Annotated in this window: 22 protein-coding genes; 14 read left to right on the top strand and 8 right to left on the bottom strand. The window is 59.2% G+C overall.

What is annotated here, in order from left to right:
- The 5 genes from mrdA to ABIE63_RS01960 form a co-directional block, all read right to left on the bottom strand.
- A complete protein-coding gene (mrdA, locus tag ABIE63_RS01980; protein ID WP_354502367.1) occupies positions 1-1,881 on the bottom strand; it encodes a penicillin-binding protein 2 in 1,881 nt (626 codons plus the stop codon).
- Positions 1,882-1,891: 10 nt separating this feature from the next.
- The gene (gene mreD, locus ABIE63_RS01975; RefSeq protein WP_354502366.1) at positions 1,892-2,401 is read right to left on the bottom strand and encodes a rod shape-determining protein MreD; all 510 of its coding nucleotides are present in this window, start codon (positions 2,399-2,401) and stop codon (positions 1,892-1,894) included.
- A 17-nt stretch (positions 2,402-2,418) separates the two neighbouring features.
- A complete protein-coding gene (gene mreC / locus ABIE63_RS01970; protein WP_354502365.1) occupies positions 2,419-3,369 on the bottom strand; it encodes a rod shape-determining protein MreC in 951 nt (316 codons plus the stop codon).
- 143 nt (positions 3,370-3,512) lie between these two features.
- Positions 3,513-4,553 carry a rod shape-determining protein gene (locus tag ABIE63_RS01965; protein ID WP_183415540.1) on the bottom strand — a complete coding sequence of 347 codons (1,041 nt, stop codon included), beginning with the start codon at positions 4,551-4,553 and terminating at the stop codon, positions 3,513-3,515.
- A gap of 135 nt (positions 4,554-4,688) precedes the next feature.
- Positions 4,689-6,245, bottom strand: coding sequence for a 2-isopropylmalate synthase (locus ABIE63_RS01960; RefSeq protein WP_354502363.1), 1,557 nt, complete (start codon positions 6,243-6,245; stop codon positions 4,689-4,691).
- Positions 6,246-6,629: 384 nt separating this feature from the next.
- Here ABIE63_RS01960 and ABIE63_RS01955 point away from each other — a divergent pair, with 384 nt between their 5' ends.
- Genes ABIE63_RS01955 through ABIE63_RS01945 form a run of 3 tightly spaced genes read left to right on the top strand, consistent with a single transcriptional unit; the run spans position 6,630 to position 10,369 of the window.
- Complete coding sequence (locus ABIE63_RS01955) at positions 6,630-8,009, top strand: MATE family efflux transporter (RefSeq protein WP_354502361.1); 1,380 nt, start codon at positions 6,630-6,632, stop codon at positions 8,007-8,009.
- Between the two features lie 24 nt (positions 8,010-8,033).
- Complete coding sequence (locus ABIE63_RS01950) at positions 8,034-9,113, top strand: P1 family peptidase (protein ID WP_354502359.1); 1,080 nt, start codon at positions 8,034-8,036, stop codon at positions 9,111-9,113.
- 44 nt (positions 9,114-9,157) lie between these two features.
- On the top strand, positions 9,158-10,369 hold the full coding sequence (locus ABIE63_RS01945; protein ID WP_354502357.1) for an amidase: 1,212 nt from the start codon (positions 9,158-9,160) through the stop codon (positions 10,367-10,369).
- A gap of 12 nt (positions 10,370-10,381) precedes the next feature.
- Here the strand turns inward: ABIE63_RS01945 and serB are convergent, their stop codons facing one another.
- Entirely contained in the window at positions 10,382-11,257 is an 876-nt protein-coding gene (gene serB, locus ABIE63_RS01940) for a phosphoserine phosphatase SerB (RefSeq protein WP_354502355.1), read from the bottom strand.
- A 44-nt stretch (positions 11,258-11,301) separates the two neighbouring features.
- On the opposite strand from serB, the gene miaA reads away from it, so the two are divergent.
- The 3 genes from miaA (at position 11,302) to ilvN (ending at position 14,771) form a co-directional block, all read left to right on the top strand.
- Positions 11,302-12,285 (top strand): tRNA (adenosine(37)-N6)-dimethylallyltransferase MiaA, encoded by a 984-nt coding sequence (gene miaA, locus ABIE63_RS01935; RefSeq protein ID WP_354502353.1) that lies wholly within the window; start codon positions 11,302-11,304, stop codon positions 12,283-12,285.
- A 118-nt stretch (positions 12,286-12,403) separates the two neighbouring features.
- Positions 12,404-14,164: an acetolactate synthase 3 large subunit gene (locus ABIE63_RS01930; RefSeq protein WP_183415532.1), complete on the top strand. Its 1,761-nt coding sequence runs from the start codon at positions 12,404-12,406 to the stop codon at positions 14,162-14,164.
- A gap of 67 nt (positions 14,165-14,231) precedes the next feature.
- Positions 14,232-14,771 carry an acetolactate synthase small subunit gene (gene ilvN, locus ABIE63_RS01925; RefSeq protein WP_183415531.1) on the top strand — a complete coding sequence of 180 codons (540 nt, stop codon included), beginning with the start codon at positions 14,232-14,234 and terminating at the stop codon, positions 14,769-14,771.
- 27 nt (positions 14,772-14,798) lie between these two features.
- On the opposite strand, the gene ABIE63_RS01920 is transcribed toward ilvN, so the two are convergent.
- Positions 14,799-15,080, bottom strand: a complete 282-nt coding sequence (locus ABIE63_RS01920; protein WP_183415530.1) for a TMEM165/GDT1 family protein — start codon at positions 15,078-15,080, stop codon at positions 14,799-14,801.
- A 205-nt stretch (positions 15,081-15,285) separates the two neighbouring features.
- Between ABIE63_RS01920 and ilvC the strand changes: the two genes are divergently transcribed.
- From ilvC to ABIE63_RS01890, 6 genes are all read left to right on the top strand, one after another.
- Positions 15,286-16,305, top strand: a complete 1,020-nt coding sequence (gene ilvC / locus ABIE63_RS01915; RefSeq protein WP_183415529.1) for a ketol-acid reductoisomerase — start codon at positions 15,286-15,288, stop codon at positions 16,303-16,305.
- A gap of 135 nt (positions 16,306-16,440) precedes the next feature.
- Entirely contained in the window at positions 16,441-16,566 is a 126-nt protein-coding gene (gene ykgO, locus ABIE63_RS01910) for a type B 50S ribosomal protein L36 (protein ID WP_183415528.1), read from the top strand.
- 242 nt (positions 16,567-16,808) lie between these two features.
- On the top strand, positions 16,809-18,296 hold the full coding sequence (locus ABIE63_RS01905) for an FAD-linked oxidase C-terminal domain-containing protein (RefSeq protein WP_354502350.1): 1,488 nt from the start codon (positions 16,809-16,811) through the stop codon (positions 18,294-18,296).
- A gap of 12 nt (positions 18,297-18,308) precedes the next feature.
- Positions 18,309-19,532: an FAD-binding protein gene (locus ABIE63_RS01900; RefSeq protein ID WP_354502348.1), complete on the top strand. Its 1,224-nt coding sequence runs from the start codon at positions 18,309-18,311 to the stop codon at positions 19,530-19,532.
- 27 nt (positions 19,533-19,559) lie between these two features.
- Positions 19,560-20,912: a glycolate oxidase subunit GlcF gene (gene glcF / locus ABIE63_RS01895; protein WP_354502346.1), complete on the top strand. Its 1,353-nt coding sequence runs from the start codon at positions 19,560-19,562 to the stop codon at positions 20,910-20,912.
- Positions 20,913-20,974: 62 nt separating this feature from the next.
- A complete protein-coding gene (locus ABIE63_RS01890) occupies positions 20,975-22,279 on the top strand; it encodes an MFS transporter (protein WP_354502344.1) in 1,305 nt (434 codons plus the stop codon).
- A 36-nt stretch (positions 22,280-22,315) separates the two neighbouring features.
- Here the strand turns inward: ABIE63_RS01890 and ABIE63_RS01885 are convergent, their stop codons facing one another.
- Positions 22,316-23,407 (bottom strand): M14 family metallopeptidase, encoded by a 1,092-nt coding sequence (locus ABIE63_RS01885; protein ID WP_354502342.1) that lies wholly within the window; start codon positions 23,405-23,407, stop codon positions 22,316-22,318.
- Positions 23,408-23,451: 44 nt separating this feature from the next.
- Between ABIE63_RS01885 and ABIE63_RS01880 the strand changes: the two genes are divergently transcribed.
- Both ABIE63_RS01880 and ABIE63_RS01875 read left to right on the top strand, forming a co-directional pair.
- Positions 23,452-24,066, top strand: a complete 615-nt coding sequence (locus ABIE63_RS01880) for a tetratricopeptide repeat protein (protein WP_354502340.1) — start codon at positions 23,452-23,454, stop codon at positions 24,064-24,066.
- Between the two features lie 94 nt (positions 24,067-24,160).
- Positions 24,161-25,393 carry an MFS transporter gene (locus tag ABIE63_RS01875; protein WP_354502338.1) on the top strand — a complete coding sequence of 411 codons (1,233 nt, stop codon included), beginning with the start codon at positions 24,161-24,163 and terminating at the stop codon, positions 25,391-25,393.

Below are 25,393 nucleotides of genomic sequence, written 5' to 3'. Positions count from 1 at the left end.
TCAACCTTCCTCCTTCGAGGCGCGGGCCAGTTGTTCGGCAGTGCTCTTACCGAGTGGGTCGCGGCGTTGCGCCTCAATCAGGATGTCACGGGCGATGGGCGCCGCCGTCGTCGAACCGCCGCCGCCGTGCTCCACCACCACCGAGCAGCAATAGCGGGGCTTCTCGACTGGGGCGTAAGCGACGAAAAGTGCGTGATCGCGCCGGCGCCAGGGCAGGTCCTCATTCTTGACCACACCGGCCTCGCGTTCGGCCATGGAAATTCGTCGAACCTGGCTGGTGCCGGTCTTTCCGGCCATTTCCTGTCCTTCAATGGCAATGCGGGCGCGGTAAGCAGTACCGCGCTGGTCGTTGGTCACGGCGTCCATCGCTTGACGCACGATCTCCAGATGGCGTTCCGGGATGTTTAGGCTGGCTGATGCCGGTGGCGCGTCGCCCTCAAAATCCTGGTTGGCTGGCTCTTGCAGCAGCTTTGGCTTGATCTCCAGCCCGCTGGCGAGCCGCGCGGTCATGACGGCAAGCTGCAAGGGTGTCGCCGTCACGAAACCCTGTCCGATTGCGGTGATCAGCGTTTCGCCCATCTGCCAGGGTTCGCCGATCGTGCTGACTTTCCATCCGCGCGTGGGAATCAGGCCGCTTTTCTCGCCGGGCAGATCAATGCCTGTTTCGAGGCCGAGCCCAAGACGCTTGGCCATTTCGGAAATGCGATCAATGCCGACTTTCTTCGAGAGCTCGTAAAAATAAACGTCACAGGAATGGCGGATGGCGCGATGCATGTCCATCTTGCCGTGGCCCCAACGCTTCCAGCAGTGAAATCGCGCATTTCCAAGCGTAACATAGCCGGGGCAAAAGGCTTCCTGCTTGGCGTCGATTCCCATTTCCAAGGCGGCAAGCGCGACGATCATCTTGAAGGTTGAGCCGGGGGCGTAGGCGCCGCGGGTCGCCTTGTTCGAAAGTGGATTGCTGGGGTCCTTGACGAGGTTGTCCCACTCTAGCTGGGTCAAGCCGCGGGTGAAGGGCGTGGGATCGAAGGAAGGATAGTTCGCGAGGGCTAGAACGTCGCCGGTTTCGACGTCGAGCACCACGGAAGACGCGCTGCGCTCACCGCTGAGGCGGCCATAGGCATAGGCCTGTAATCCGGCGTCGATCGTCAGCCGGGTCGCTTTTCCGGCAACGCCCTCTTGGCGAGAGAGCTCCCGAATGACCCGACCGACGGCATTGACCTCGACCTGCCGATTGCCTGGACTGCCACGGAGCACGGTGTCGTAGCTTTTCTCGATACCGCTTTTGCCGATCCGAAAGCCGGGGAGTTCCAGTAGGGGGTCGCCGGTCAGTTCTTCCTCGGAAACCGCCGAGACATAACCGACGATATGCGACATGGGAACACCGTAAGGATAGCTTCGCGTTTCCCCGGCCTCGATGGTGACACCGGGTAGATCGGGTGCGTTGACCTCGATGCGGCTGACTTCTTCCCAGGTCAGGTTCTCTTTCACCGTAATCGGGAGGAATGATCTCTTTCGGTGGGCTTCGCGCAACACCCGATCACGTTCCGCCTCGGATATCTCCAAATAGCGGCTCATCTCGTCCAACAAAGCGTTCAGATCGTTGGTTTGCTCTGGAACGACAATGGCCCGGTAGGTAGGTTCGTTACTGGCAAGTTCGCGACCGAAGCGATCTAGGATAAGGCCGCGTGGCGGGGCGAGCAGGCGTACGTTGATCCGGTTGTCTTCGGCCAACATCACATAGCGGTCGGATTCGACGACCTGCAGGTAATAGAGACGCCCTGCGAGTAACGAGAACAACCCGAGCTGCCCCATCCCCAACATCGCCGCCCGGCGGGTGAAGCTACGGTATCTGTCCTGGTCGTTGCTGTTTCTGGCCATGGCAAACAGTCTATCGGATCAAGCTCTGTTGTGTACGCGCTAAGATCCAGGCGAACAAGGGGTAGACGGCGACCGACATGGAAAACTGAAAGATCTGTTGGCTGGGGCTTAAAAGGCGCCACATCAATATGATTGAAGCGAGCCAGGCTATCGTCATCACGATGAAGGCGGTAACCGCGAAGGACAGCCATAGAAGCGGCACGCCGAAGCTGACGAGGAAACGGCGCTGGGAAACGATGATCCCGTAACCGAACAGCAGGGTAAAACTACCCACGCCCAGAGGGCCGCCGGTCAAGAGGTCCTGGAAAAGGCCCAGCAAGAACACCCCCCAAGCAGGCATCAGGTCGGGCCGGTGAACCGCCCAGTAGAAAACACAAATCAACGCCAGATGCGGTGCCAGCACGGCACCGCCGCTCATGCCGAAGGGGACCTGCCCGACCAGCACGAGAAAGAAGCTGAATCCCAAAGGGACGGCACTACGAAGCGCTAGGTCGACTCGTTGGAGAAAAGGTCCCTTCACCTCTCGCCCCGCGGGGATCACGGGTGCGAGAGTACGGCCCCGCCCGCTGAAGCTTTTTCAAACCCCCGGGTGCCGTCGTCAGGCCCATTGACGATGGCCTGCATGCTGGCCGCAAAACCAAGCGGTAGCAGGCTGTCGTCCGGGCGGTAGCTGATCAGCTTGAGGTACTCGAGGTGTCCCCAATCAACGAAAGGCTCGACGGCGATCTGCTCGCCTTCGATCTTTGCGACCCGACCGATGGGGATGCCCGGTGGAAAAATCCCGCCGTTGCCCGAGGTCACGATCCTCTCGCCGATAAGCAGAGGTTTGCTGGGATCGAGATAAAGCAACTTCAGGCGGTCGCCGTTGGTGCCCGAAAGCACGGCTCGGTCGCCGCCGCTCTGGCGCATTACCGGAATGCGGCTGTTGATGTCCGTGATCAGCAATAGGCGCGCGGAGCGACGTCCGACTTCCACGACCCGTCCGACGAGACCGGCCTCGGTGACTGCTGCTTGGTTCTTCTCCACACCCTGCTGATATCCGGCATCTACCAGCAAGGTGCGTGCGAAGGCGCCGCGGTTGTCGGCGATGATTCGGGCGGTCATGCTGTTCATGAACGGCCGCGGCGCGACATTCAACAACGTGCGGAGCTTTTCGTTCTCGCTCGTCAGATGCCGCGCGACACCCTGCCATTCCATGAGTTGCCGGTTCTGCGCGATGAGGCGCGCATTTTCCTGCTGTAAGCTGCGATAGGAATCAATCTGGGAGATCGTGTCGCGCACCGTGGAGATAGGTTCGGCGATCAAGCTGAGAACGGGTGCCGACAGATCGGCAACAGTGCTTCGCAAGCGCTCGACCGCAACTGTGTCGGCTTTGCCGAGTAGCATCAGTGAAAAAGATAATGCGATGAATGCGCCGAAGGCGAAGCGGTTCGTCCAACCCTTGAAGGGAGAACTAGCTTTGGAAATAGGGCTTTCTCGCCGTTTCACGGACATCCCCTCGGTTAGGCGCTTAACCCTGCAATCTTCCCACTACACCACCATCATCTGGTAGTATCAGTGTCATAAAAGCAGCCTATATAGTATTTTATAAACCAAATGCCTTAACAAAGGCAAAAGATTATCGCGATTTCTTAGTACATTTGGATAAGAACGTTCTTCAGAGTCTTCATCTCTTCCAAACAACGTCCCGTGCCCAGCGCCACGCAAGAGAGCGGATCATCGGCGATAGAGACCGGTAGACCGGTCGAGGCGCGGAGTACGAAATCGAGATTATGAAGCATTGCGCCGCCGCCGGTCAGCACAATGCCCTTGTCGACGATATCGGCCGCCAGTTCCGGGGCGGTGTGTTCAAGTGCCACTTTAACGGCCTCGATGATCGCGCTGATCGGCTCAGCGAGACTCTCGGCGATTTGGCGTTCGGAAATGATGAGTTCCTTGGGAACACCATTCATCAAATCGCGTCCCTTGATCTCCATCGTCTGGCCTTCGCCATCCTCGGGCGGGCAGGCGGAGCCGATAACCTTCTTGATCCGCTCGGCTGAGCTTTCGCCGACCAGCAAATTATTGTTGCGACGGATATAGGCAATGATGGCCTCGTCCATCTTGTCACCACCGACACGCACCGAACGGGCGTAGACGATGCCGCCCAGCGACAGGACGGCGACTTCGGTGGTGCCACCGCCGATGTCTACGACCATGGAACCGGTAGGCTCCGTCACGGGAAGTCCCGCGCCGATGGCCGCCGCCATAGGCTCCTCGATCAAGAAGACCCGGCGCGCGCCTGCCGCCTCGGCCGATTCCTGAATGGCCCGCCGTTCCACGGCAGTGGAGCCGGACGGCACGCACACGATAATCTGCGGGCTGGCGAAACTGCGGCGATTGTGCACCTTGCGAATGAAATGCTTGATCATTTCTTCGGCGACTTCGAAGTCGGCGATGACGCCGTCGCGCAAGGGACGAATGGCCTGAATGTTGCCGGGCGTACGACCCAGCATCAGCTTGGCTTCGTCGCCGACGGCAAGCACGTGTTTCTTACCTTTGACCTCAGCGATTGCTACGACTGAGGGTTCATTGAGTACGATCCCGCGACCCTTCACGTAAACGAGGGTGTTAGCCGTACCAAGGTCTATGGCCATGTCGGCCGACAGCATGCCAAGGATTCGAGAAAGCATTTAGACTAAATACCCTATGAAAGGTTGCGTCACGGCGGTGCGTTGACGCTTAACGCTCCGCCGTGACGATTTCAAGGCAGTCTTTCGTTTTTTTGTCTTTTACCAATCGTAACGAAATCCTCCACAGCGACTATTTCACGCTGTCATGGCTTCCGGCAGTCCCTTTTCGCGCTTAACCAACAGCTTGTTCAATGCATTGACATAGGCACGCGCAGAGGCGACCAGCGTGTCATGGTCGGCCCCTTGGCCGATGACGGTTTTGCCGTCTTCTTCCAACCGAACCGTAACCTGAGCTTGCGCGTCGGTGCCGCCGGTCACGGCATGCACTTGATAGAGTTGCAACTTGGCCTCATGCGGGACAATGCTGCGAATTGCAGCGAAAGTCGCGTCGACGGGGCCGTTTCCTTCCGCCTTGTTGACCTTGCTCTCACCTTCTACGGTCAAAGCCAACTCGGCGGTTTGCGGACCGGTCGAACCGCAGACGACCTGAAGGGAGACAAACCGGATGTGATCGTTGGTGCGCACCACCGCATCATCGACCAAGGCAACGATATCCTCGTCGTAGATGTCTTTCTTGTGGTCCGCCAAATCCTTGAAGCGGACGAAAGCATCCTGGAACTCGTTCTCCGCCAACTCGAAACCCAACTCCTCTAGCTTCGCCTTGAAGGCATGGCGTCCCGAATGCTTGCCCATCACCAAGTTCGAGCGGGTCAACCCGACCGACTCCGGAGTCATGATCTCGTATGTTTGGGCGTTCTTGAGCATGCCGTCCTGATGGATGCCGCTTTCATGGGCGAAGGCATTGGCGCCGACGATGGCCTTGTTGGGCTGGACGGAAAAGCCAGTGACCGTCGATACCAGGCGGGACGCACGCATAATCTGGGTTGTGTCGACGCCGCTCTCGTAGGGCATCGCATCGCTACGGGTGCGCAAGGCCATGACAACTTCTTCCATGGCGCAGTTACCGGCCCGTTCGCCAATACCGTTGATCGTGCATTCGATCTGCCGGGCACCAGCTTTCAAGGCTGCCAGGGAGTTGGCGACCGCCAGGCCCAGATCGTTGTGGCAGTGTACCGATATGATCGCCTTGTCGATGTTGGGTACCCGATTCATCAGCATCTCGATCAGGGCATGGAATTCCTCAGGCACCGTGTATCCGACCGTGTCTGGAATGTTGATCGTGCTGGCGCCGGCCTTGATGGCGGTCTCGACACATCGACACAGGAAATCATGCTCGGTTCGGGTGCCGTCTTCGGGTGACCACTCGACGTTGTCGCAGAGGTTGCGGGCGTAGGAAATGCTGTCGGCCACCGCTTGATGTACGGCTTCCGGCTCCATTTGCAGCTTGTACTTCATGTGCAGAGGCGACGTGGACAGAAAGCTGTGAATGCGTGGGTTAACAGCAGGCTGCAAAGCTTCCCACGCACGGTCTATATCCTTGCGCGTGGCGCGGGCCAAACCGGCCACTTGAGCATTCTTGACCCGCTTCGAGACTTCCTGAACCGACTGGAAATCGCCGTTGGAGGCGATGGGGAAGCCAGCTTCGATTACGTCCACACCCATTTCGTCGAGCACCTGGGCGACCTGAATTTTTTCTTCCAGGTTCATCGAACAGCCCGGTGCCTGCTCGCCGTCGCGCAAGGTGGTGTCGAAAATGATGACGCGATTGGATTTGTCTGTCTTGGTACTCATGATCTCGTTCCTCGTGATAAGCGGTCGGTAAGACCCTACGTTGCTCGCCGTTTCAATCCCCTGACCACTTGCAGCCGCTAACGGGCCGCTCGGGCGATCAGGGGCGAATAAGGAGCAGGGCCTCTAGGCCGAGGCCGAGGTCGCAAGCTGAAAGGAGGGTCGAGCGGGCAGCAGTACGCGCGGCCGCCTGGGCCGAGATCGTCGTGCTGTCGTGGTGACGCGTCGTTTGCATCATTCGCTCGCTCTTCGAGAGTGCGGGTATGTCCCGCACGATCCTGTCTTATTTACCCTTACCGGCGCCTGCGCACAACCCACAATTACAAAGAGCTGAGTTGAGGCCACCAATCCTTTCCCCCGGCGTTTGCTTGCATTAGCGTCTTCGCCATGTTCAGTGGACGCGAGCCGGATAATCAGTTTCACCAGATCGGATACAATGTCCGACGAACCCTGACGCTTTCGATTCCAGTGACTTTATCGCGTGCGGGAACGGTGGCCTTCATCACCGTCGATACGGTCATGGTCGGCCAGACCGGTTCGGAGGAGTTGGCATTTTACGGCCTGGCTTTCGCTCCGCACATGCCGCTCTTCGTTATCAGCCTGGGATTGCTAAGCGGGGTCCCTGTGCTGATAGCCCAAGCGGACGGCGCAGGGCGTTTTGCGCGCTGCGGGCCGATTTGGCGCACGGGTCTGATCTTGGCGACGATTCTGGGATTGATCACCGGAATCATGACTCTGTTCGGCCAAAGCTTCTTCACGGCAATCGGACAGTCCGCGCATTTGTCTGCCGGCGGTGCGCGCGTGTTGGAGATGTTTGGTTACGGCATGCCGGGGTTGCTTATCTTCATAACCACAAGCTTCATGTTAGAGACCATCGGTCGAGAGCGCTTCGTGACCTTGGTCACTTTTCTAGCCAATTTCCTCAATTTTGGCCTCAACTGGCTCCTGATCGAGGGCAATCTCGGCGCGCCGGCGATGGGAGCGGCTGGCGCCGCGCTGGGAACCTCGATTACCCGTTGGGCAATGGCGGCGGCCTTATTGCTGTTCGCCTTCAATCTTCCCGAGGTCGGTAAGTATGCTCTTCGACCGGGGCGCGGCGACCCTGGCGGTGCGCGCTTTGCCGATCTCCTTAGGATTGGCGTCCCCTATAGCTTGGCGATCGGCTCAGAGACTCTGGCTTTTTCGACCGTTGCAATGTTCGCGGGCCTCATGGGCGAGACGAGCCTGGCCGGTTATCAAGCGGCGATGAACGTGAATGCACTGATCTTCATGGTCGGCTTGGGCCTGATGGTCGCCGCCTCCGTGCGGGTCGGAAACGCGGTCGGCAGAGGGGATCGCATCGGCTTAGCCCTGGCCGGCTGGACAGGCATGGGGCTGGTGCTGTTCTGTATGTTAGTGATCTCGATCTTGCTCAATCTCGACCTCGAATGGGTCGCGGGACTCTACACGGATGATGCCGCCGTTATGGCGGTCGCTGCTTCAGCCTTGAGTATCATCGCTCTCTACATCCTGATCGATGGCGCACAGGCCGTGATGTTGGGGGCCTTGCGGGGGGCGGGAGATGTGCTCTTTCCGACGTTGTTCCATTTCACGTCCTTCTGGATCGTGGCGGTGCCGCTGGCTTGGTTCCTGGGCTTGCATCAGGAAATGGGTGTGAAGGGCCTGTTCCTGGGTATGTCCGCCGGACTCATGACTGCGGCCATCTTGCTTTCACTCCGCTTCCATTTAGTCTCCCGTCGGGAGATAAGAGCCTTTGTGGACCGTTGAACGAAGCCTCAGCGAGGTAGAATCATGACGAAGCGTGCGCGGGAGTGGGGTTTGCCGCTCCCCGGAACTCCCGGTTCCTTTAACGCCATCACCGACGTGCCCGGCGTGGCGGTCGGCTATAGCACGTTGATCCAGGGCGACGGGCCGCTGGTGATTGGACAGGGGCCGGTGCGCAGCGGCGTCACCGCCATCCTGCCGCGCGGTCTGAAGGCTGTTGGGACGCCCGTCTTCGCAGCCTACCATTCGCTGAACGGCAACGGTGAGTTAAGCGGCTGCCACTGGATTGCTGAAGGCGGGCTGTTGGAAGGGCCGATCGCCATCACCAATACGCATTCCGTGGGTGCCGTCCACGAAGGGGTGCTGCGCTGGGGATTGCAGCAGGGACACAAACGCCTGACCGCTTGGGGTCTACCGGTAGTGGGCGAGACTTATGATGGCGAGTTGAATGATATCAACGGTTTTCATGTCCGCCCGGAGCATGCGATGGCGGCTCTGGACGCAGCTTCCTCAGGCGTCTTGCCGATGGGCAGCCTAGGGGGCGGCACAGGCATGATTTGTTACGGCTATAAGGGCGGTAGCGGCAGTGCATCGCGCCGGGTGCGGGTTTGTGGCGCCGACTACAACCTGGGCGTCTTCGTGCAAGCGAACTTCGGTCGTCGTCGTGAGCTTGTGGTTTGTGGGGTGCCGATCGGTTTGGAACTGGATTGCAGCGACGAGCTCCGAGGAAAGCCCGCGGGTTCTATCATCGGCGTCGTCGCGACGGACGCGCCTTTGTTACCCCATCAGTTGCGCCGTCTGGCTCAGCGCGTCGGGCTTGGTATGGCGCGCTCGGGCAGTATTTCGCACAACGGTTCTGGTGATATTTTCCTGGCGTTTTCGACCGCCAATGCCCAAGCGGCCGCGGTTAGAGACGGCTTTGCGACGGCAACCTATTTGGCAAACGACAGCCTTGACCCGTTGTTTGAAGCAGTAGTCGAGGCTAGCGACGAGGCGATCCTCGACAGTATCTTCGTCAACGAGGACATGACTGGACGAGACAGCAACTTCGTCCCTGCATTGCCGGATTCCGTCGTGCAAAGGATTCTGGCTCGTGTGGCCCGCTAGACACTGCTGGTGCGGCCGTGTTTAGGATTGAAGAAAGAGTTGTGATGCAAGATCCCCTGGGCGCCTTTATGCCGGACGGCTTGTTCAGTCTGCAGGAAACCGAAGTCGGGCCGCTTGCCGGTTTGACTTTTGCCGTCAAGGACCTGTTTGACGTCGCCGGGCAGGCGACCAGTGCAGGAAATCCGGCTTTTCGTCGTGATCATCCGGAGGCATCCGCACACGCCGCGTCTGTTGCACGTCTCCTGTCGGCCGGCGCGCGATTAATCGGCAAAACCATCACCGATGAATTCGCTTATGGCATGAATGGGATCAATGGCCATTACGGTGCGCCTACTAATTCGGAAGCGCCGGGCCGAGTGACTGGCGGTTCCTCCAGCGGATCGGCAGCGGCTGTCGCCGGTGGCCTCTGCGATTTTGCCTTGGGCAGCGATACAGGCGGCTCAGTCAGAGTGCCGGCCAGCTATTGCGGTCTTTTTGGTCTGCGCCCGACGCATGGCCGCGTGCCTCTAGTAGGCGTTGTACCGCTGGCTCCCAGTTTCGATACGGTAGGCTGGTTCGCCCGTGATGCCGCCCTGCTGGCGCGTGTCGCCGCTTTGCTCTTGATTCGCGAGGCAGTCGCGTCCTTTGAACCACGCCGCCTGCTGTTGGCCGAAGATGCCTTTGCCTTGTTGGACCCGGCGGTACGGACCGCGCTCGACCCGCAGGTAAAACGCCTGAAGGATCGCTTCGGGAGTGTGACGGCGATAAATCTCGCGGGACCAATGGGCAACCTGGAGAACCTTCGGGAGGTCTTCCGCCTTGTTCAGGCGCGCGAGGCCTGGACGGCGCAGGGAGGTTGGGTCACCCGGCACTGGGAGGATATCAGCCCCGACGTCGCCGAACGTTTCCGCCAAGCCGCCGCGGTAACCGATGTGCAAGTCCAGGCGGCTGAAAAGCAACGTGTCGTTTATACCGAATGGTTGAGCGAGTTGCTTCACGAGGGTGCGTTGCTTTGCCTACCCAGCGCCCTGGGTCCGGCTCCGCGCTTGAATCAACCGATAGACTCACTGGGCGAATGGCGATTGAACACCTTGCGCATCTCTTGCGCGTCTCCCTTGGCCCGTACACCGCAGATCAGCCTGCCGGTGGCGCAAGTTGGCGGTTTGCCGATGGGGCTCTCGCTGATGGCACAACAGGGAGGCGACGAGACACTGCTGGCATTTGCCGGGCGCTTCACCCAAACGCCCGAGCCAGGCAGCCAGCTTGACGTTTTCTGATCGGGGCCTCTGTTAATCCCGAATATCCGACGCCTTGTAGCCTTGATAATAGAGAAGCCCGGTCAAATCGAAATGGTCGAGTTTGAATCTTGCGGCTTCGCGCAAAATCGCCTTGCCGCGGTAGGCAACGCCCATGCCCGCTGAGGTTACCATCGCCAGATCGTTCGCGCCGTCACCGACCGCAACCGCCTCGGAAAGTTGCAGATGATGTTCGCTACAGGCTTCACGCATTGCGGTTAACTTCGCGTTGCGATCCAAAACGGGGTCGCGCACGCTGCCGGTCAGAAGCGCGCCGCTGTGCAGCAAATCGTTGGCGCGCGATTCGTGAAAACCCAAAGCCTCGTGGACTCGATCGGTGAATACTTTGAACCCGCCGGAGACCAACATTGTGTAAGCACCGTGCTGACGCATGGTTTGCACGAGTCGACGGCCACCCGGATTAACCGTCATCAGCTCTGCCGCCTCTTCCAACAGCGATAGCGGCAAACCTTCCAGCAGCGCAACACGCTGCTTCAATGATTGCTCGAAATCCAACTCTCCGCTCATGGACCGCGCCGTGATTTCGGCGATGGCATCGCCAAGCCCCGCCATCTCCGCGAGTTCGTCGAGCATTTCCTCTTCGATGATGGTCGATTCCATATCGGCAACCAGCAGCCGCTTCCGGCGTCCCGGCACCGGTTGGGCAGCCATATCAACCTCGGAATCCTCCAGTATTCTTCGGGCGTCGGCCTCCGCCTCTTCGGGCTCGATGTGCTCGAAGAACAGATCGGCCGCTTGCCCTTCGGCCAGCCAGACGATTTGATCGTCGTTGATTTCAAGCGCCTCGGCCACGGCGGAGACTTGCCATTCGGCCAGTGGCGTTCCAAGAAGGGTCAGTACATTGTCCATGGCCGCGCTAGATAGCCGCTGCCGGGTTCTGGAGCAAGTGAGAGATGACGGCTAAGCAGCCGAAAAAGCCAACGCAGGATCGCCGCCCGCCCGCGGTCATTGTGGCCGGCCCGACCGCAAGCGGTAAGTCGGCGCTCGCGCTTGATCTGGCGGAAGCCCTCGACGGGACGGTCATCAACGCGGATGCCTTGCAGCTTTACCGTGACCTGCGCGTGCTATCAGCGCGACCGGATGCCGCCGATGAATCGCGCGCGCCGCATCGGCTTTATGGTGTGCTGGAAGCGCGACAAGCCGCTTCGGCGGGCCTGTGGCGCGGTTTGGCGCTTGAGCAGATGGCGGAGGCCAGGGCGCAGGGCCGCCTGCCGATCCTCTGCGGCGGCAGCGGCCTTTACATCAAGGCTCTAGTGGAAGGGCTCGCCCCTGTTCCGACGGTGCCTATCGCGGTTCGGGAGGCGGCGGCCGAGGAACTGACGCGGCTCGGCAACGCGGCCTTTCACGCAGCCCTGACTGAGAGGGATCCGGAAATGGGCGCGCGCCTTCGTGCTAGCGACCCGCAACGTATGCTGCGTGCCTGGTCCGTGCTGGAGGCTACAGGGCGCTCCCTGGCAGCGTGGCAAGCTCTGCCATCTGGCGATCCGGCACCCTACCGATTCATGATCGTGGTGCTCATGCCGCCGCGCGAAGCCCTTCGGACGCGCTGCGATGAGCGCTTTGAGATGATGCTCGCCCACGGCGCACTTGAAGAGGTCGATGCACTATTGGCGCGGAACTTGCCGGCCAATCTGCCGGTCATGAAAGCCATCGGGGTCCGCGAACTCGGTGCGTACCTGGGCGGGGCATTGTCGCTAAGTGATGCGACGACGCAAGCACAGGCGGCAACAAGGCGCTACGCAAAGCGTCAGGCGACCTGGTTGCGGACCCAGGTGGGCCTGGAGGGTGAGGGGCGCCTTTTGCTAACTGAGCAATATTCAGAAAGCCACACGCAAAAAATCTTTACGAAAATTCGCGAGTCCCTATTGACCGAATAAACATCTTGGGACTAGTTTGGCGGCTCCCCGCAGGATCGGGGTCGATGACTCAATCTTTGCTTGAGGTTAGCGCCCGGCCACGTGGCCGGGTTCACTTTGTCACATAGGGAACGGAACGATGGCGCAGGAACGAATGACGGGAGCAGCAATGGTGCTGAAAGCCTTGGCGGATCAAGGCGTTGAGCACGTATTTGGCTACCCTGGCGGCGCTGTCCTGCCGATCTATGACGAGTTCTTCAAGCAAAATGCCGTGCGCCATATCCTCTGCCGTCACGAGCAAGGCTGCGTCCATGCGGCCGAAGGGTATGCACGCTCGAGCGACAAAGTCGGTGTTGTCTTGGTGACCTCAGGCCCCGGTGCAACCAATGCAGTGACCGGCTTGACCGATGCATTGATGGATTCCGTGCCGCTGGTTTGTTTGACGGGGCAGGTGCCGACGCACCTGATTGGCAATGACGCGTTCCAGGAGGCCGATACCACCGGCATCACGCGCCCCTGCACCAAACACAATTACTTGGTGAAAACGATCGAGGATCTGCCGCGCGTTCTGCACGAGGCCTTTTATGTGGCACAAGCCGGTCGTCCCGGCCCGGTGGTCGTCGATCTGCCGAAAGATATCCTTCAGACTCTCGGCAATTACATCGGCCCGGAGAATGTTGAGCGCCGTAGTTATCGCCCGCAGATGGAACCCGATGCCGCACGAGTGGCAGCGGCCATTGAGGCCATTTCAAAGGCAAAACGCCCGATCGTCTATGCAGGCGGCGGCGTCATTAATTCCGGGCCGCGCGCCTGTGAACTGCTGGCTCGCTTCGTCAAGATGACCGGCATGCCGATTACCAATACCTTAATGGGCCTTGGTTCTTTCCCGGGCAACGACGAGCAGTTCCTGGGCATGCTGGGCATGCACGGCACATATGAAGCCAATCTGGCAATGCATTCCTGTGACGTCATGATCGCCGTCGGTGCGCGTTTCGATGACCGGGTGACGGGACGACTGGACGAGTTCTCGCCCAACTCCATCAAGATTCACATTGATATCGATCCAAGCTCCATCAACAAGAACGTGATGGTGGATATTCCGGTGGTGGGTGATGTGGGCCGCACCCTGGAAGCAATGCTGACCGCTTGGAATGCCGGCAATCACAAACTCGATGCGAAGGCGTCTAAGGTTTGGTGGAAACAGATTGCGGAGTGGCGCGCCCGGGACTGCCTGCGCTATGAGCAGAAGGGGCCGATTATCAAGCCGCAGTACGCCATCCAGCGTCTGCATGAGCTGACGAAAGACCGTGACGTCTACATCACCACCGAGGTCGGACAACACCAGATGTGGGCGGCGCAGTTCTTCCGTTTCGACGAGCCGAACCGTTGGATGACATCCGGCGGTTTGGGTACGATGGGTTACGGCTTCCCCGCCGCCATTGGCGTGCAGGTGGCCCATCCGGAATCCCTGGTGATCGATGTGGCTGGCGAGGCGTCGTTCCTGATGAATATTCAGGAGCTGTCCACCGTCATGCAGTACGGTCTGCCCGTGAAGGTCTTTGTCGTCAACAACCAGTACATGGGCATGGTGCGCCAGTGGCAGGAATTGCTGCACGGCGAGCGCTATTCGGAAAGCTATATGGAATCGCTGCCCGATTTCGTGAAGTTGGCTGAAGCCTTTGGAGCCGTCGGCATCCGTTGCGAGAAACCGGAGGAACTGGACGGTAAAATCTTGGAAATGCTCGCCTGTGATAAGCCGGTCATTTTCGATTGCTTGGTGGCGCGCGACGAGAACTGCTTCCCGATGATCCCCTCCGGCGCCGCGCATTACGAGATGCTGCTGGGGCCGGACGATAAGGCGAGCAAGCCTATTTCCGAGGAAGGTATGGTTCTGGTCTAAGCCTCGTTCGGGCCTACAGATTTTCGGAACGGCGTAATAAGCGAGTACAAGAAGGAACCTACAGGCGATGGCGCCGAAGGAAACGACGATTGAATATCGCATAATGGCTGTCCTGGTGGATAACGAGCCAGGCGTTCTTGCGCGGGTGATCGGCCTGTTCTCAGGTCGCGGCTATAATATTGAAAGTCTGACGGTGACCGTCGTCGATCGTGACAAGGGCTTGTCACGCATCAACGTCGTCACGTCGGGAACGCCCATGGTGTTGGCGCAAATCAAAGCGCAGCTTGATCGGTTGGTTCCGGTCCACGAGGTTCGCGACCTTACCAAGGAAGGCCCCTACATTGAGCGGGAATTGGCGCTGGTCAAGGTTCGCTCTACAGGCGAAAAGCGTGTCGAATGCCTGCGGATCGCGGATATTTTCAAAGCCGAGGTCGTGGACGCTGGTTTGGATCACTTCGTCTTTCAGGTGCATCACAGGAGCGATAAGATCGACCGCTTTATCGACCTGATGACCTCGTTGGGTAGCATTGAGATCGCCCGGACCGGTGTGGTCGCCATGGCGCGGGGCCCTGAAATCCTGCACGGCAGGCAAGGGCCGCAGAGCTAGTTCCAGGTCTTGCTGTCGATATCTGGTTCAGGCACTTTGGAAATGCCCCCAGAGCGTCCAGGCGCCGATCACCATGAAGCCGACACCAGCGATCAGCTTGAGGGGTAGTGCGCTTAAATGCCGCTCCGCCATGCTACCGAGAAGGACCGCCAATCCGGTGGATGCGACCAGCGCCAGGGCGGCGGCGGCGAACACCAACCAGGGCGATCGGTTTTCTTCTGTTGCAAACAGGAGGGTCGCAAGCTGGGTCTTGTCGCCAAGTTCGGCCAGGAATACCGTTAGAAAAATCGTGAGAAAAGCGGGCAGCATGGGACAGATTTCTCCTTGGTGTTTTGCTAATTCGTGAGGGACTTGAATACAATCTTAAAGCCGCTGGCAAGGCACCTTTCTTTCGCGAATGGCAGCTATCGCATAACTTCTGTTGCCTTAGGGGCCCGCATTCCTTAGAACAACAGCGCTTTTCGTGAAGGCATCGGGCCTCACGTTCATATTCCGGGAGGGAAAGGAAAGGGTCATGCGCGTTTTCTACGACCGCGACGCCGATGTGAATTTGATCAAAGACAAGAAGGTCGCCGTTGTAGGTTACGGCAGCCAGGGGCACGCTCATGCCATGAACCTGCGCGATAGCGGCGTTAAGGATGTCCGGGTTTCCTTGCGCGCCGGCTCGGCGACTGCCAAGAAGGCTGAAGCCGCTGGTTTCAAGGTCATGCCGCCCGCTGAGGCTGCAGCCTGGGCCGACGTCATGATGATTCTGACGCCGGATGAGATGCAGGCCGATCTCTACCGCGACGACCTGGAAGCCAATATGAAGAAGGGTGCCGCGCTGCTTTTCGCGCACGGCCTCAACATTCATTTCAAGCTGATTGAGGCGCGCAGCGACCTTGATGTGCTTATGATCGCACCCAAGGGCCCCGGCCACACGGTTCGTTCCGAGTATCTGCGCGGCGGCGGCGTACCTTGCCTGATCGCAGTCGATCAGGACTCCAGCGGCAATGCCCATGATCTGGGTCTGTCCTACGCCTCTGCTATCGGCGGTGGCCGCGCAGGCATCATCGAAACGAGCTTCCGCGAAGAATGCGAAACCGACCTGTTCGGCGAGCAGGTTGTGCTCTGCGGTGGCCTTTCGGCGCTGATCACGGCTGGTTATGAGACGCTTGTGGACGCCGGTTACGCGCCCGAGATGGCTTATTTCGAGTGTCTCCACGAAGTGAAGCTGATCGTCGACCTGATGTATGAGGGCGGCCTCGCCAACATGCGTTATTCGATCTCCAATACGGCCGAGTACGGTGACTACAAGACCGGGCCTCGCATCATCACTGACGAGACCAAGGCTGAAATGAAGCGCGTTCTGAATGATATTCAGGAAGGCCGCTTCACCCGTGACTGGGTGCAGGAATGCAAAGCCGGTCAGCCTTCCTTCAAGGCGATTCGCCGTCGCAATGCCGAGCATTCGGTAGAGCAGGTGGGTGCCAAGCTGCGTGCGATGATGCCTTGGATTGCGGCCAACAAGCTGGTGGACAAGGAAAAGAACTAAAAGCGAGCCAAGTGCGTGCGGGCCGGTTGACAAGGCCGGGCCGCACGCCTATTTTCCCGGCTCGCTACAGAGGCCTTGGATTCAAGCGTAGGTCCCCGACAGTGGGGCCTTGCATATTTGATTGAGGATCGGACGATGAAGATTCGTAACTCGCTCCGGACCGCGAAGCTGCGGGAAAAGGGCTGCCGTACCGTTCGGCGCCGTGGACGCATCTACGTGATCAACAAGAAGCACCCGCGCTTCAAAGCCCGCCAGGGCTGAGGCGAGAGTTACCGCGCCTCCGGGTTCGCCCCGGATGTGTGGGAGAGTTTTGAAAACCGCGCTGCCCCTAAACGGGCGGCGCGGTTTTCGTTTGTCTGGCCCAACTTGCCCGATTCTTGCCGGTTTCCCGGTGGCTCAAGGATTGACCTAAGCCTTTCCTTCGCACATAGTTATATCAAGTGGTAATACCAATTTGTCGGCCATCAAGAGTCCGCAGGTTGTGACTAGCGAGGAGACGCGCGATGCAGATGCCAGAGGCAGATCAGGCCGTTATTGCCCGTCGGCGGGAGATCATTTCTGCCTTGCAGAAAATTTTGCCGAGCGAGTGCGTCATCACGGCGGAAGAAGAGTTGCGCGCTTACGAGTGCGACGGCTTAACGGCTTATCGGCAACTACCCTTGATCGTCGCGTTGCCGGAGACCACGGAGCAGGTCAGCAAAGTGATGGCCTATTGCCACCGGGAGGGCATCAAGATTGTGCCGCGCGGTGCCGGCACGGGGTTGTCCGGCGGCGCTTTGCCGTTGGCTGACGCCATCACCCTGGGTCTGGGTAAGTTCAATCGGATACTGGAGATCGATACCGACAATCGAGCGGTGCGGGCGCAACCGGGAGTCACTAACCTCGGCATCACCAAAGCGGTCGAACATGCGGGCTTCTACTATGCGCCAGACCCGTCGAGCCAGATCGCCTGCACGATTGGCGGCAACGTCGCGGAAAACTCCGGCGGTGTTCACTGCCTCAAGTACGGGGTCACGACGAACAACCTGCTGGGCCTTGAAGTGGTGTTGATCGATGGCACCGTGCTTCGCCTCGGTGGCAAGCATCTGGATTCTGACGGTTATGATCTTTTGGGCTTGCTAACCGGGTCAGAGGGCCTGCTCTGCGTCATCACCGAAGTGACCGTGCGAATCCTGAAGAAGCCGGAGACGGCGCGCGCCGTGCTGCTCGGGTTCCAGAGTAACGATGCCGCCGGTGACTGCGTCGGTCGGGTCATCGCCGACGGTATCATACCCGGCGGCATGGAGATGATGGATAAGCCCGCTATTCATGCGGTCGAAGCTTTCGTCAAGGCTGGCTACCCCCTGGATGTCGAAGCTTTAGTGTTGATCGAACTCGACGGCCCTGAAACCGAGGTCGATGAGTTGATCGGCCGGGTGTCCGCCATTGCCCAAGCCGCGGGATCGGTCACTATGCGGGTCTCCGAGAGTGAGGCGGAACGCTTGCTGCTTTGGGCCGGGCGCAAGAATGCTTTTCCCGCCGTGGGGCGTATCTCGCCGGACTATTATTGTATGGATGGCACCATTCCCCGGCACCGCTTGCCGGTCGTATTGAACCGCATGGGTGAACTCAGCAAGGAGTACGGCCTGGCCGTGGCTAATGTTTTCCACGCCGGGGATGGCAACCTCCATCCGCTTATTCTCTATGATGCCAACAAGCCGGGAGAGCTCGAACGCTGCGAGGAGATGGGCGCTGAGATTCTGAAGCTCTGCGTCGAGGTTGGCGGCGTGCTGACGGGCGAGCACGGAGTTGGCGTCGAGAAGCGTGACTTGATGGGCACGATGTTCAGCGAAGAGGATCTCAAACAGCAGCAGCGGGTCAAATGCGCCTTTGATCCGGATTCGTTGCTCAATCCCGGAAAGGTATTTCCCCAGTTGCACCGCTGTGCGGAGCTTGGCCGTGTACACATTAGCAGAGGTCAGGTTCGATTCCCCGACCTGCCGCGTTTCTAGGAGAACGGCGGTATGACCGAAACCTTTCGTCCCGAAAGCGATACACAGGTCGCGGAGCTTTTGTCCTGGGCCTTGGCCGAGGAACAGCCGGTTGAGGTTATCGGGCGGGGTAGCAAGCGCAAGCTCGGTCGCGTCACGCAGGCCGCCCACAGCCTTGATCTTTCCGCGTTGTCGGGCATCACGCTGTACGAGCCAGAGGAGTTGGTCTTACAAGCGAGGGCCGGGACTTCACTGGCGGAAATCCAAGCTGCGATTGCTGAGAAGAAGCAGGAGCTGGCTTTCGAGCCTTGTGATCTTGGGCCTCTTTTGGGTGGTGAAGAGGGACAGGCCAGCATAGGTGGCGTTCTAGCCTGCAACCTGTCTGGCCCCCGTCGCATTAAGGCTGGAGCCGCTCGTGATCACTTCCTGGGCGCCAGCGCCTATTCCGGGCGGGGAACTCTCTTTAAGACTGGCGGACGCGTGGTCAAGAACGTCACCGGTTACGATCTCTGTAAGGTTTTGGCAGGGTCTTACGGGACCCTCGCCGTCATGACCGATGTCACGGTGAAGGTCCTCCCAGTCCCCGAGAAGACAAGAACAGTGCTGGTCCGGGGCCTTGACGATGCCGCGGGGTTGCTGGCGATGACACGGGCCTTGACCTCGTCGCATGAGGTCTCCGCCGCTGCCCATCTGCCGCAGGTTATCGCGGCTTGCTCCGGCGTGGGCTATGTTCGTGACAGCGACGGCGGCGTGGCGGCGATTCGCGTGGAAGGGCCTGCGGGTTCGGTCGCGCACCGCTGCCAGGCGCTGCGAGACCTCTTGGCCGACCTTGGTTCGACCGAAGAGCTGCACAGTCATAACAGCAATAGCTTTTGGCGCGAGGTAAGAGATATCAAGCCCTTCGTCGGTGACGAGCGGGCAGTTTGGCGCATTTCCGTCGCGCCGCAAGCCGGTCCGGCAGTAGCCGCGGCAATAACTGCGCAAGTCGCTGCCGAGCATTTCTTCGATTGGGGTGGCGGCTTGCTGTTGCTGGCAACGCCTGCCGAAGGCGACTGTGCGGCCGCGGTGATTCGTTCGGCGATTGCGGCAGCCGGAGGCGGTCACGCAACGTTGTTGCGCGCACCCGATAACTTGCGTGCCGGGATAGAGGTCTTCCAGCCTCAGGATCCGGCGATGGCGGCGCTGTCCCACCGGGTCAAGGAAGCCTTTGATCCAGTGGGTATTCTCAATCCTGGCCGTATGCGCGCCGGAAGCTGAACGACAGGCGTCCAAGGAGAAGCCGCCATGCAAACGAACTTTACTCTGGCACAGCTAGCCGACCCGGATATCGCCGAGGCGAACAGCATTCTGCGATCCTGCGTACATTGCGGTTTCTGCACGGCAACCTGTCCGACCTACGTGCTGCTGGGGGATGAACTGGACAGTCCGCGCGGCCGCATTTACCTGATCAAGGACATGCTGGAAAAGGACCGGCCCGCCGACGAAAAGACCGTCAAACACATCGATCGCTGCCTCTCCTGTTTGTCCTGCATGACCACCTGTCCCTCGGGTGTGCATTACATGCACCTTGTCGATCAAGCCCGCGGTCATATTCAGGAAACCTATCGGCGGCCTCTGATGGATCGTTTGTTGCGTGACCTGTTGGCCAAGCTTCTGCCTTACCCCAGTCGTTTTCGGTTGGCGCTGAAAGCGGCGTCGCTAGCCCGGCCGCTTGCGCGTCCCTTGGCAAAGCTCCTACCTCAGCGTCTCGGCGCGATGCTGGCGCTTGCGCCGGCCCGTGTTCCTGCGGCTTCTCCGGTTGACCGGCCTCAGGTCTTCCTGGCCGAGGGGACGCGCCGGGCGCGTGTGGCGATGCTGAGCGGATGCGCCCAGCAGGTGTTGGCCCCGGGGATCAATGAGGCGACGGTTCGTCTTTTGCGCCGTCATGGAGTCGAGGTGGTGATCGCCAACGGCGCCGGTTGCTGCGGCGCGCTGACCCATCATATGGGCAAGGAAGAGCAAGCTTTCGCTTCGGTGAAAGCGAACGTCGCCGCCTGGTCTCGGGAAATGGCGGGCGACGGGCTGGATGCGATTATCATCAATGCGTCAGGTTGTGGCACCACCGTCAAAGACTACGGCTTCATGTTGCGCTCCGATCCCGCGTGGGCAGAGCGGGGGGCAAAAGTCTCGGCGATCACGAAGGATATCACCGAGTTTCTTCATGAGTTCGGCTTGATGGCGCCGGTGATCGATACCGGGTCTTTGACACTGGCCTATCACTCAGCTTGTTCCATGCAACACGGCCAGCAACTAAGCGAACCGCCACGAGCGTTGCTCAGGTCGGCCGGCTTTGCCGTCAAGGAAGTACCGGAAAGCCATCTGTGCTGTGGGTCCGCGGGAACCTACAACATATTGCAGCCCGAACTTGCCGGGAAGCTCAAGGAGCGCAAGATCGCGAATATCGAAAGTACCGGCGCCCACTTAGTGGCTGCCGGAAACATCGGATGCATGACTCAGATCGCCAGCGGATCGGTCCTGCCCATCGTTCATACCGCTGTTCTTCTTGATTGGGCGACCGGCGGACCGCTCCCGGAGGAATTGCGAAACAACCTTTCTGGCAAGATTGAACCTGCTGCCCCTTTACACGCTGCGGAGTAAGGGTTCTAAGATGAGCGCAGGAAGCCGGACCCGTCGGTCCGCCGTGCTCAAAGGTGGCTGGTTTGGAGCCTACGGTTAGACCTCTCGGTGTATTGAGCCGAGCGTGGAATTTCGCACCGCTTCTGTTCTCTGCCGGCATACTTTTGGGCGGCAACGGGCTCTTTGGCACCCTTGTGGCCGTGCGCGCGAACCTGGAGGGTTTCGGCCCCTCTTTTGTTGGCTATGTGGGCACCGCCTATTTCATCGGCTTTGGCGCCGGCTGCCTCTTTGTTCCCTGGCTGATACGCCGTGCAGGGCATATCAGAGTTTTCGCGGCCTTCTGCGCCCTTTGCGCCATCGGCGCATTGCTGATGGTATTGGTCATTCACCCCGTTGTCTGGCTCGTGGTTCGCATGATCATGGGCATCTGTTTTTCCGGCCTGCTATCGATCGTGGAGTCCTGGTTGAACGCACAATCCGAAAGAGGTGATCGGGGTCGGATCCTGAGCATATACCGGATTGTCGATTTGCTGTTCGTGACCAGCGGGCAGTTTGTTTTGCCGTGGGTTGGCGCCGTTGGATTCGATATCTTCGCCGTGGTGGCAATGATCTACTGCCTCTCGCTTTTGCCGCTTACGTTGTCGCGGCAGAAAACGCCACCGGTACCAACCTCTGCGACGCTCAATATCCGCCGCAGCTATATGATTTCGCCGCTCGCCTCGATCGGCTGCGTGACGATTGGCCTGACCAATTCGGCCTTTCGCATGGTGGGCCCGCTTTATGCCCAGGAGATGGGGCTAGCCGTAGCCCAGGTCGCGACTTTCATGAGTCTTGGGATCGTCGGGGGCGCTGTTACTCAGTATCCTTTGGGTTGGCTGTCAGACCGCATGAACCGACGCGGCGTGCTGATGCTGACCACGGGCTTGGCAGCGTTGTCCGGGCTTTACATGACGGTCTTTGCGGATAGCAGCGAAATGGCGCTGATGGTCGGCGCATTCATGTTCGGTGCTTTTTCCAGTCCGCTCTATTCCTTGTCCGTAGCCCATGCCAACGATTTCGCGGAGCCCGAAGACTTTATCGATCTCTCGGCGACCTTAATGCTGTTCTATTCAGCCGGGGCAATTGTCGGGCCAACCCTGGCGGCCTGGGTGCTGGAGGTGGCGGCACCTTCCTATTTCTTCCTGTACATGACGGTCCTGCATGGCTCGCTCATTCTGTTCATCATCTACCGCATGGGCCGCCGTGCGACGGTACCGATGTCTGCAAAGAAACGTTTTGTCGGTTTGCTGCGTACCTCGCCCATGCTGATGCGCTGGGCGACCGGGCACACCGCGTCAGGTGCCGCTCAAACAGAAAGCGTCAGCTCTTCGCAGGCGAGCGGGCGGTAGAAGCGTGAATGTCGGCTAAGCAGCACAAAAAAACCGTCAAGACCAAAGGCCTTTGAGGGCCATGCGTTGTGTTTCCACCCCACGTTCCCAGATCATGGTTTTCCAGTCATCGGCGTCTTGATAGAAGGCCGCTCGGATGTCTTCCTTGATGGCCTGGCCCTTCTTGCTATCGATCTCTCCATGGAGATGCAGCCAGTTGTCGGCGCGCAGGGCATGCTTGACCTCAAGAGTCGGTCGCGTGCCGTACTCCAAGGCGACCGCGGTTAACTCAGCGTGCGGAAGGGCCGCTTCGATCCCCAGCAAGTTAACGCCATGCAAGGGAACCGACGATGAACTGCCCAGGTAGGGTGAGGTGATATCGCTGTCATAGAAGGCTTCGGCGCGCTGAATTCCGGGCGACCCGGGCTTATGAACGCAGATGCGTTCGCCGTAGCCGCGCGGCCCCAGACCGGTATGGTAATCGATCAAGGCCACGCGTTTGGCTTTGCCGAGATAGCGATCCAGAATTCTGTTCAGGGTGACCTTCGACCAGGTGTCATGCCGCCCGCCGTAAAAAATGCCGTCCGCATGATTATACTGACCGCCGGAGATCGCGCTTTGCAGGGCGGTTGCGCCATGCTCTTCGGCATAGGCCAGCAACACGGCATTGGCGCTGGCAATAGTGGCGTCGTCCCATTCCTTTGGGCAGATGACTTCTGCCAGTTCATTGTACCCTGGGTTTTCCGGCCAGTTTCCGGCGGCATGATCCAAAAAGTTTCGATTGAGATCGACGTTGTCTTCCGTCACCCGGCGAATCCATGAAAAGCCGTAAGGGTTGATGGCATGAATCTGCAGCAATGCCGTATCCGCCGGCATCTCTTCAATCAGCCCGCTTTCAAGCCAGCCAATCTGAACACCGGACCCGCAGAAGCCCTCCGCGCCATGCGTTCCCGAGATAGTCACAAGCACCGCTTCGGCATCTTTAGGTCCATGCCAAGCAACATCGGTCGAAAGCTCTTCGCCCTTCAGACCCCGCTCGGCCTCGTTCAAAAAGCGCTCCAGCGTGCCGCCCGCCGCCTTGGTTGCATCCTTGAACTTGGCTCGGGCCTCATCGTAATCCTGCGAGAAATAGGGAGTGGCCTTCGGCATATGCTGTCCTCTTGTCACGGAGTTATGATCTCTTGAAGGTAGCGATGGCGCGCTCGAACTTGAAGCGGCCTTTTACCTTTTTTCAAAGCTGCGCCATACTTGACGCCATGCGAAAGGTGCTTTTGCTGCTTGCATTCGTGATGCTTTGGACGACCGGGCCGCTTCATGCGGACCAGACAGACTCGCGTCTTGTCGGCTTGTTCGAGGAACTGCAGGCGAAGCTGGACGCGAATCAAGCCAAACAGATCGAGTTTGAAATCTGGCGTATCTGGTCCGACAGCAATAATGGTGCCGTCTCTATCCTCATGCGAACCGGGAGCCAAGCCATTGCACGTGAAGACTATGCGGGCGCGCTTATAGCGTTCCAGAAGATCGTAGAACTTGAGCCCGGTTTCGCGGAGGGATGGAACAAGCGTGCAACCGTGCTTTACCTGTTGGGCGATTACGAAGGCTCATTGTCGGATATCCGGCGAACCCTGGCGCTGGAGCCCCGGCATTTCGGAGCTTTGTCCGGCCAGGGGCTAGTTTACCTGCAGCTCGACAGGCCCGACCTGGCGCTTGAGGCTTTCAAGGCGGCACTGGCGGTGAACCCGCACATGGAAGGCGTGAAGTACAATATTGAAACGCTCGCCAAGCAGCTCGACAAGAACCGTATCTAGCGAGGCATAAGCTTGCTTAGCCCTGTTCTTCCTGCAGCCCCCCTATGCTGATGAAACAGGTGGCGCGCATGCATTTGCATTCTAGAATGCGGCGATGAGCACAGTAGATAGCAGCAAGTCTTCCTGGCGGACACCACTTGTCGTGATTCTTTGCGCAGGCGTTGTCCTGAGCCTCAACATGGGTATCCGCCAGACATTCGGTTTGTTCATCGCACCGATGAACGAGTCGATTGGTATTTCCGTTGGCAGTTTCTCCCTGGCGGTGGCGATCCAGAATCTTCTTTGGGGCCTGGCAACACCGGTCATGGCGGCAATGTCGGATCGCTTCGGCACCGCGCGCATGCTGGTTGGCGGCGGTCTGCTATATGCTGTCGGTTTGGCGACGATGGCCTTCATGGGTAACGAAGCCGGCGTACATTTCGGTGGCGGCGTCCTCGTCGGAATGGCTGTCGCCGCCTGCGGGTTCCCAATGGTGCTGGGTGCCGTGGCACGTTTGACGCCGCCGGAAACGCGCGCGAGAGCACTGGGATTTGCCTCTGCCGGCGGATCGGCCGGTCAGTTTGTGCTGCTGCCATTTACCCAGCAGTTGATCGGCAGCCTGGAATGGTTCGGGGCGCTTCTGGTGCTTGCTGCATTGGCGCTATTGATCGTGCCGATGGCTGCGGCTTTGAAGGGGCGCGCGGGAAGCCACCAGGCTGAGCACGGCCCATCCTCATTGAAGGCTGCGATCAGCGAGGCCGGACGGCATAGAGGCTATCAGCTTCTCACCATTGGCTTCTTTGTGTGCGGTTTTCACGTTGCCTTCGTCGCCACTCATCTACCGGGATATCTGTTGACTTGTAATCTGACCGGCATGATCGGTGCGACTGCGTTGGGGTTGATTGGCTTCTTTAATATCATCGGCGGGCTGCTGGCGGGTGTCCTGGGGGGTAAGTATCGGAAAAAGAACCTTTTATCGGGTATCTATCTCGCTCGGGCCGTCGTGATAGCCCTCTTCATACTGGGACCCAAGACCGAGATCGCAGTTTGGCTGTTCTCCGCCAGTTTCGGTCTGCTGTGGTTGTCCACCGTGCCGCTGACAGGGGGAGTAGTAAGTGACATTTTTGGGTCGCGCTACATGAGCACGTTGTTCGGGCTAGTGATGTTGAGTCACCAGATCGGCGCTTTCCTTGGTGCGTGGCTGGGCGGCATCTCTTTTGATTTTTACGGCAGTTACGAACCGGTCTGGTGGATTTCAGTCGGCTTGGGTGTTTTTGCGGCCCTGATTCACTTCCCGATTTCCGACAAGGCACTGCAACGACAGCCTGCACCTGCAATCGGAATCTAA

The organism is Limibacillus sp. MBR-115 (assembly GCF_040549425.1).
Taxonomy (GTDB): Bacteria; Pseudomonadota; Alphaproteobacteria; order Kiloniellales; family CECT-8803; genus Limibacillus; species Limibacillus halophilus.
Note: the sequence above shows the minus strand (reverse complement) of the source record. Positions and strands in the feature narration are given on the sequence as shown.

What these genes read in the sequence shown, in the direction of transcription:
- mrdA (WP_354502367.1), bottom strand. Translation starts at nt 1,881, where the DNA reads ATGGCCAGAAACAGCAACGACCAGGACAGATACCGTAGCTTCACCCGC.
- ABIE63_RS01965 (WP_183415540.1), bottom strand. Translation starts at nt 4,553, where the DNA reads ATGCTTTCTCGAATCCTTGGCATGCTGTCGGCCGACATGGCCATAGAC.
- ABIE63_RS01960 (WP_354502363.1), bottom strand. Translation starts at nt 6,245, where the DNA reads ATGAGTACCAAGACAGACAAATCCAATCGCGTCATCATTTTCGACACC.
- ABIE63_RS01955 (WP_354502361.1), top strand. Translation starts at nt 6,630, where the DNA reads ATGTTCAGTGGACGCGAGCCGGATAATCAGTTTCACCAGATCGGATAC.
- ABIE63_RS01950 (WP_354502359.1), top strand. Translation starts at nt 8,034, where the DNA reads ATGACGAAGCGTGCGCGGGAGTGGGGTTTGCCGCTCCCCGGAACTCCC.
- ABIE63_RS01945 (WP_354502357.1), top strand. Translation starts at nt 9,158, where the DNA reads ATGCAAGATCCCCTGGGCGCCTTTATGCCGGACGGCTTGTTCAGTCTG.
- serB (WP_354502355.1), bottom strand. Translation starts at nt 11,257, where the DNA reads ATGGACAATGTACTGACCCTTCTTGGAACGCCACTGGCCGAATGGCAA.
- miaA (WP_354502353.1), top strand. Translation starts at nt 11,302, where the DNA reads ATGACGGCTAAGCAGCCGAAAAAGCCAACGCAGGATCGCCGCCCGCCC.
- ABIE63_RS01930 (WP_183415532.1), top strand. Translation starts at nt 12,404, where the DNA reads ATGGCGCAGGAACGAATGACGGGAGCAGCAATGGTGCTGAAAGCCTTG.
- ilvN (WP_183415531.1), top strand. Translation starts at nt 14,232, where the DNA reads ATGGCGCCGAAGGAAACGACGATTGAATATCGCATAATGGCTGTCCTG.
- ABIE63_RS01920 (WP_183415530.1), bottom strand. Translation starts at nt 15,080, where the DNA reads ATGCTGCCCGCTTTTCTCACGATTTTTCTAACGGTATTCCTGGCCGAA.
- ilvC (WP_183415529.1), top strand. Translation starts at nt 15,286, where the DNA reads ATGCGCGTTTTCTACGACCGCGACGCCGATGTGAATTTGATCAAAGAC.
- ykgO (WP_183415528.1), top strand. Translation starts at nt 16,441, where the DNA reads ATGAAGATTCGTAACTCGCTCCGGACCGCGAAGCTGCGGGAAAAGGGC.
- ABIE63_RS01905 (WP_354502350.1), top strand. Translation starts at nt 16,809, where the DNA reads ATGCAGATGCCAGAGGCAGATCAGGCCGTTATTGCCCGTCGGCGGGAG.
- ABIE63_RS01900 (WP_354502348.1), top strand. Translation starts at nt 18,309, where the DNA reads ATGACCGAAACCTTTCGTCCCGAAAGCGATACACAGGTCGCGGAGCTT.
- glcF (WP_354502346.1), top strand. Translation starts at nt 19,560, where the DNA reads ATGCAAACGAACTTTACTCTGGCACAGCTAGCCGACCCGGATATCGCC.
- ABIE63_RS01885 (WP_354502342.1), bottom strand. Translation starts at nt 23,407, where the DNA reads ATGCCGAAGGCCACTCCCTATTTCTCGCAGGATTACGATGAGGCCCGA.
- ABIE63_RS01880 (WP_354502340.1), top strand. Translation starts at nt 23,452, where the DNA reads ATGGCGCGCTCGAACTTGAAGCGGCCTTTTACCTTTTTTCAAAGCTGC.
- ABIE63_RS01875 (WP_354502338.1), top strand. Translation starts at nt 24,161, where the DNA reads ATGAGCACAGTAGATAGCAGCAAGTCTTCCTGGCGGACACCACTTGTC.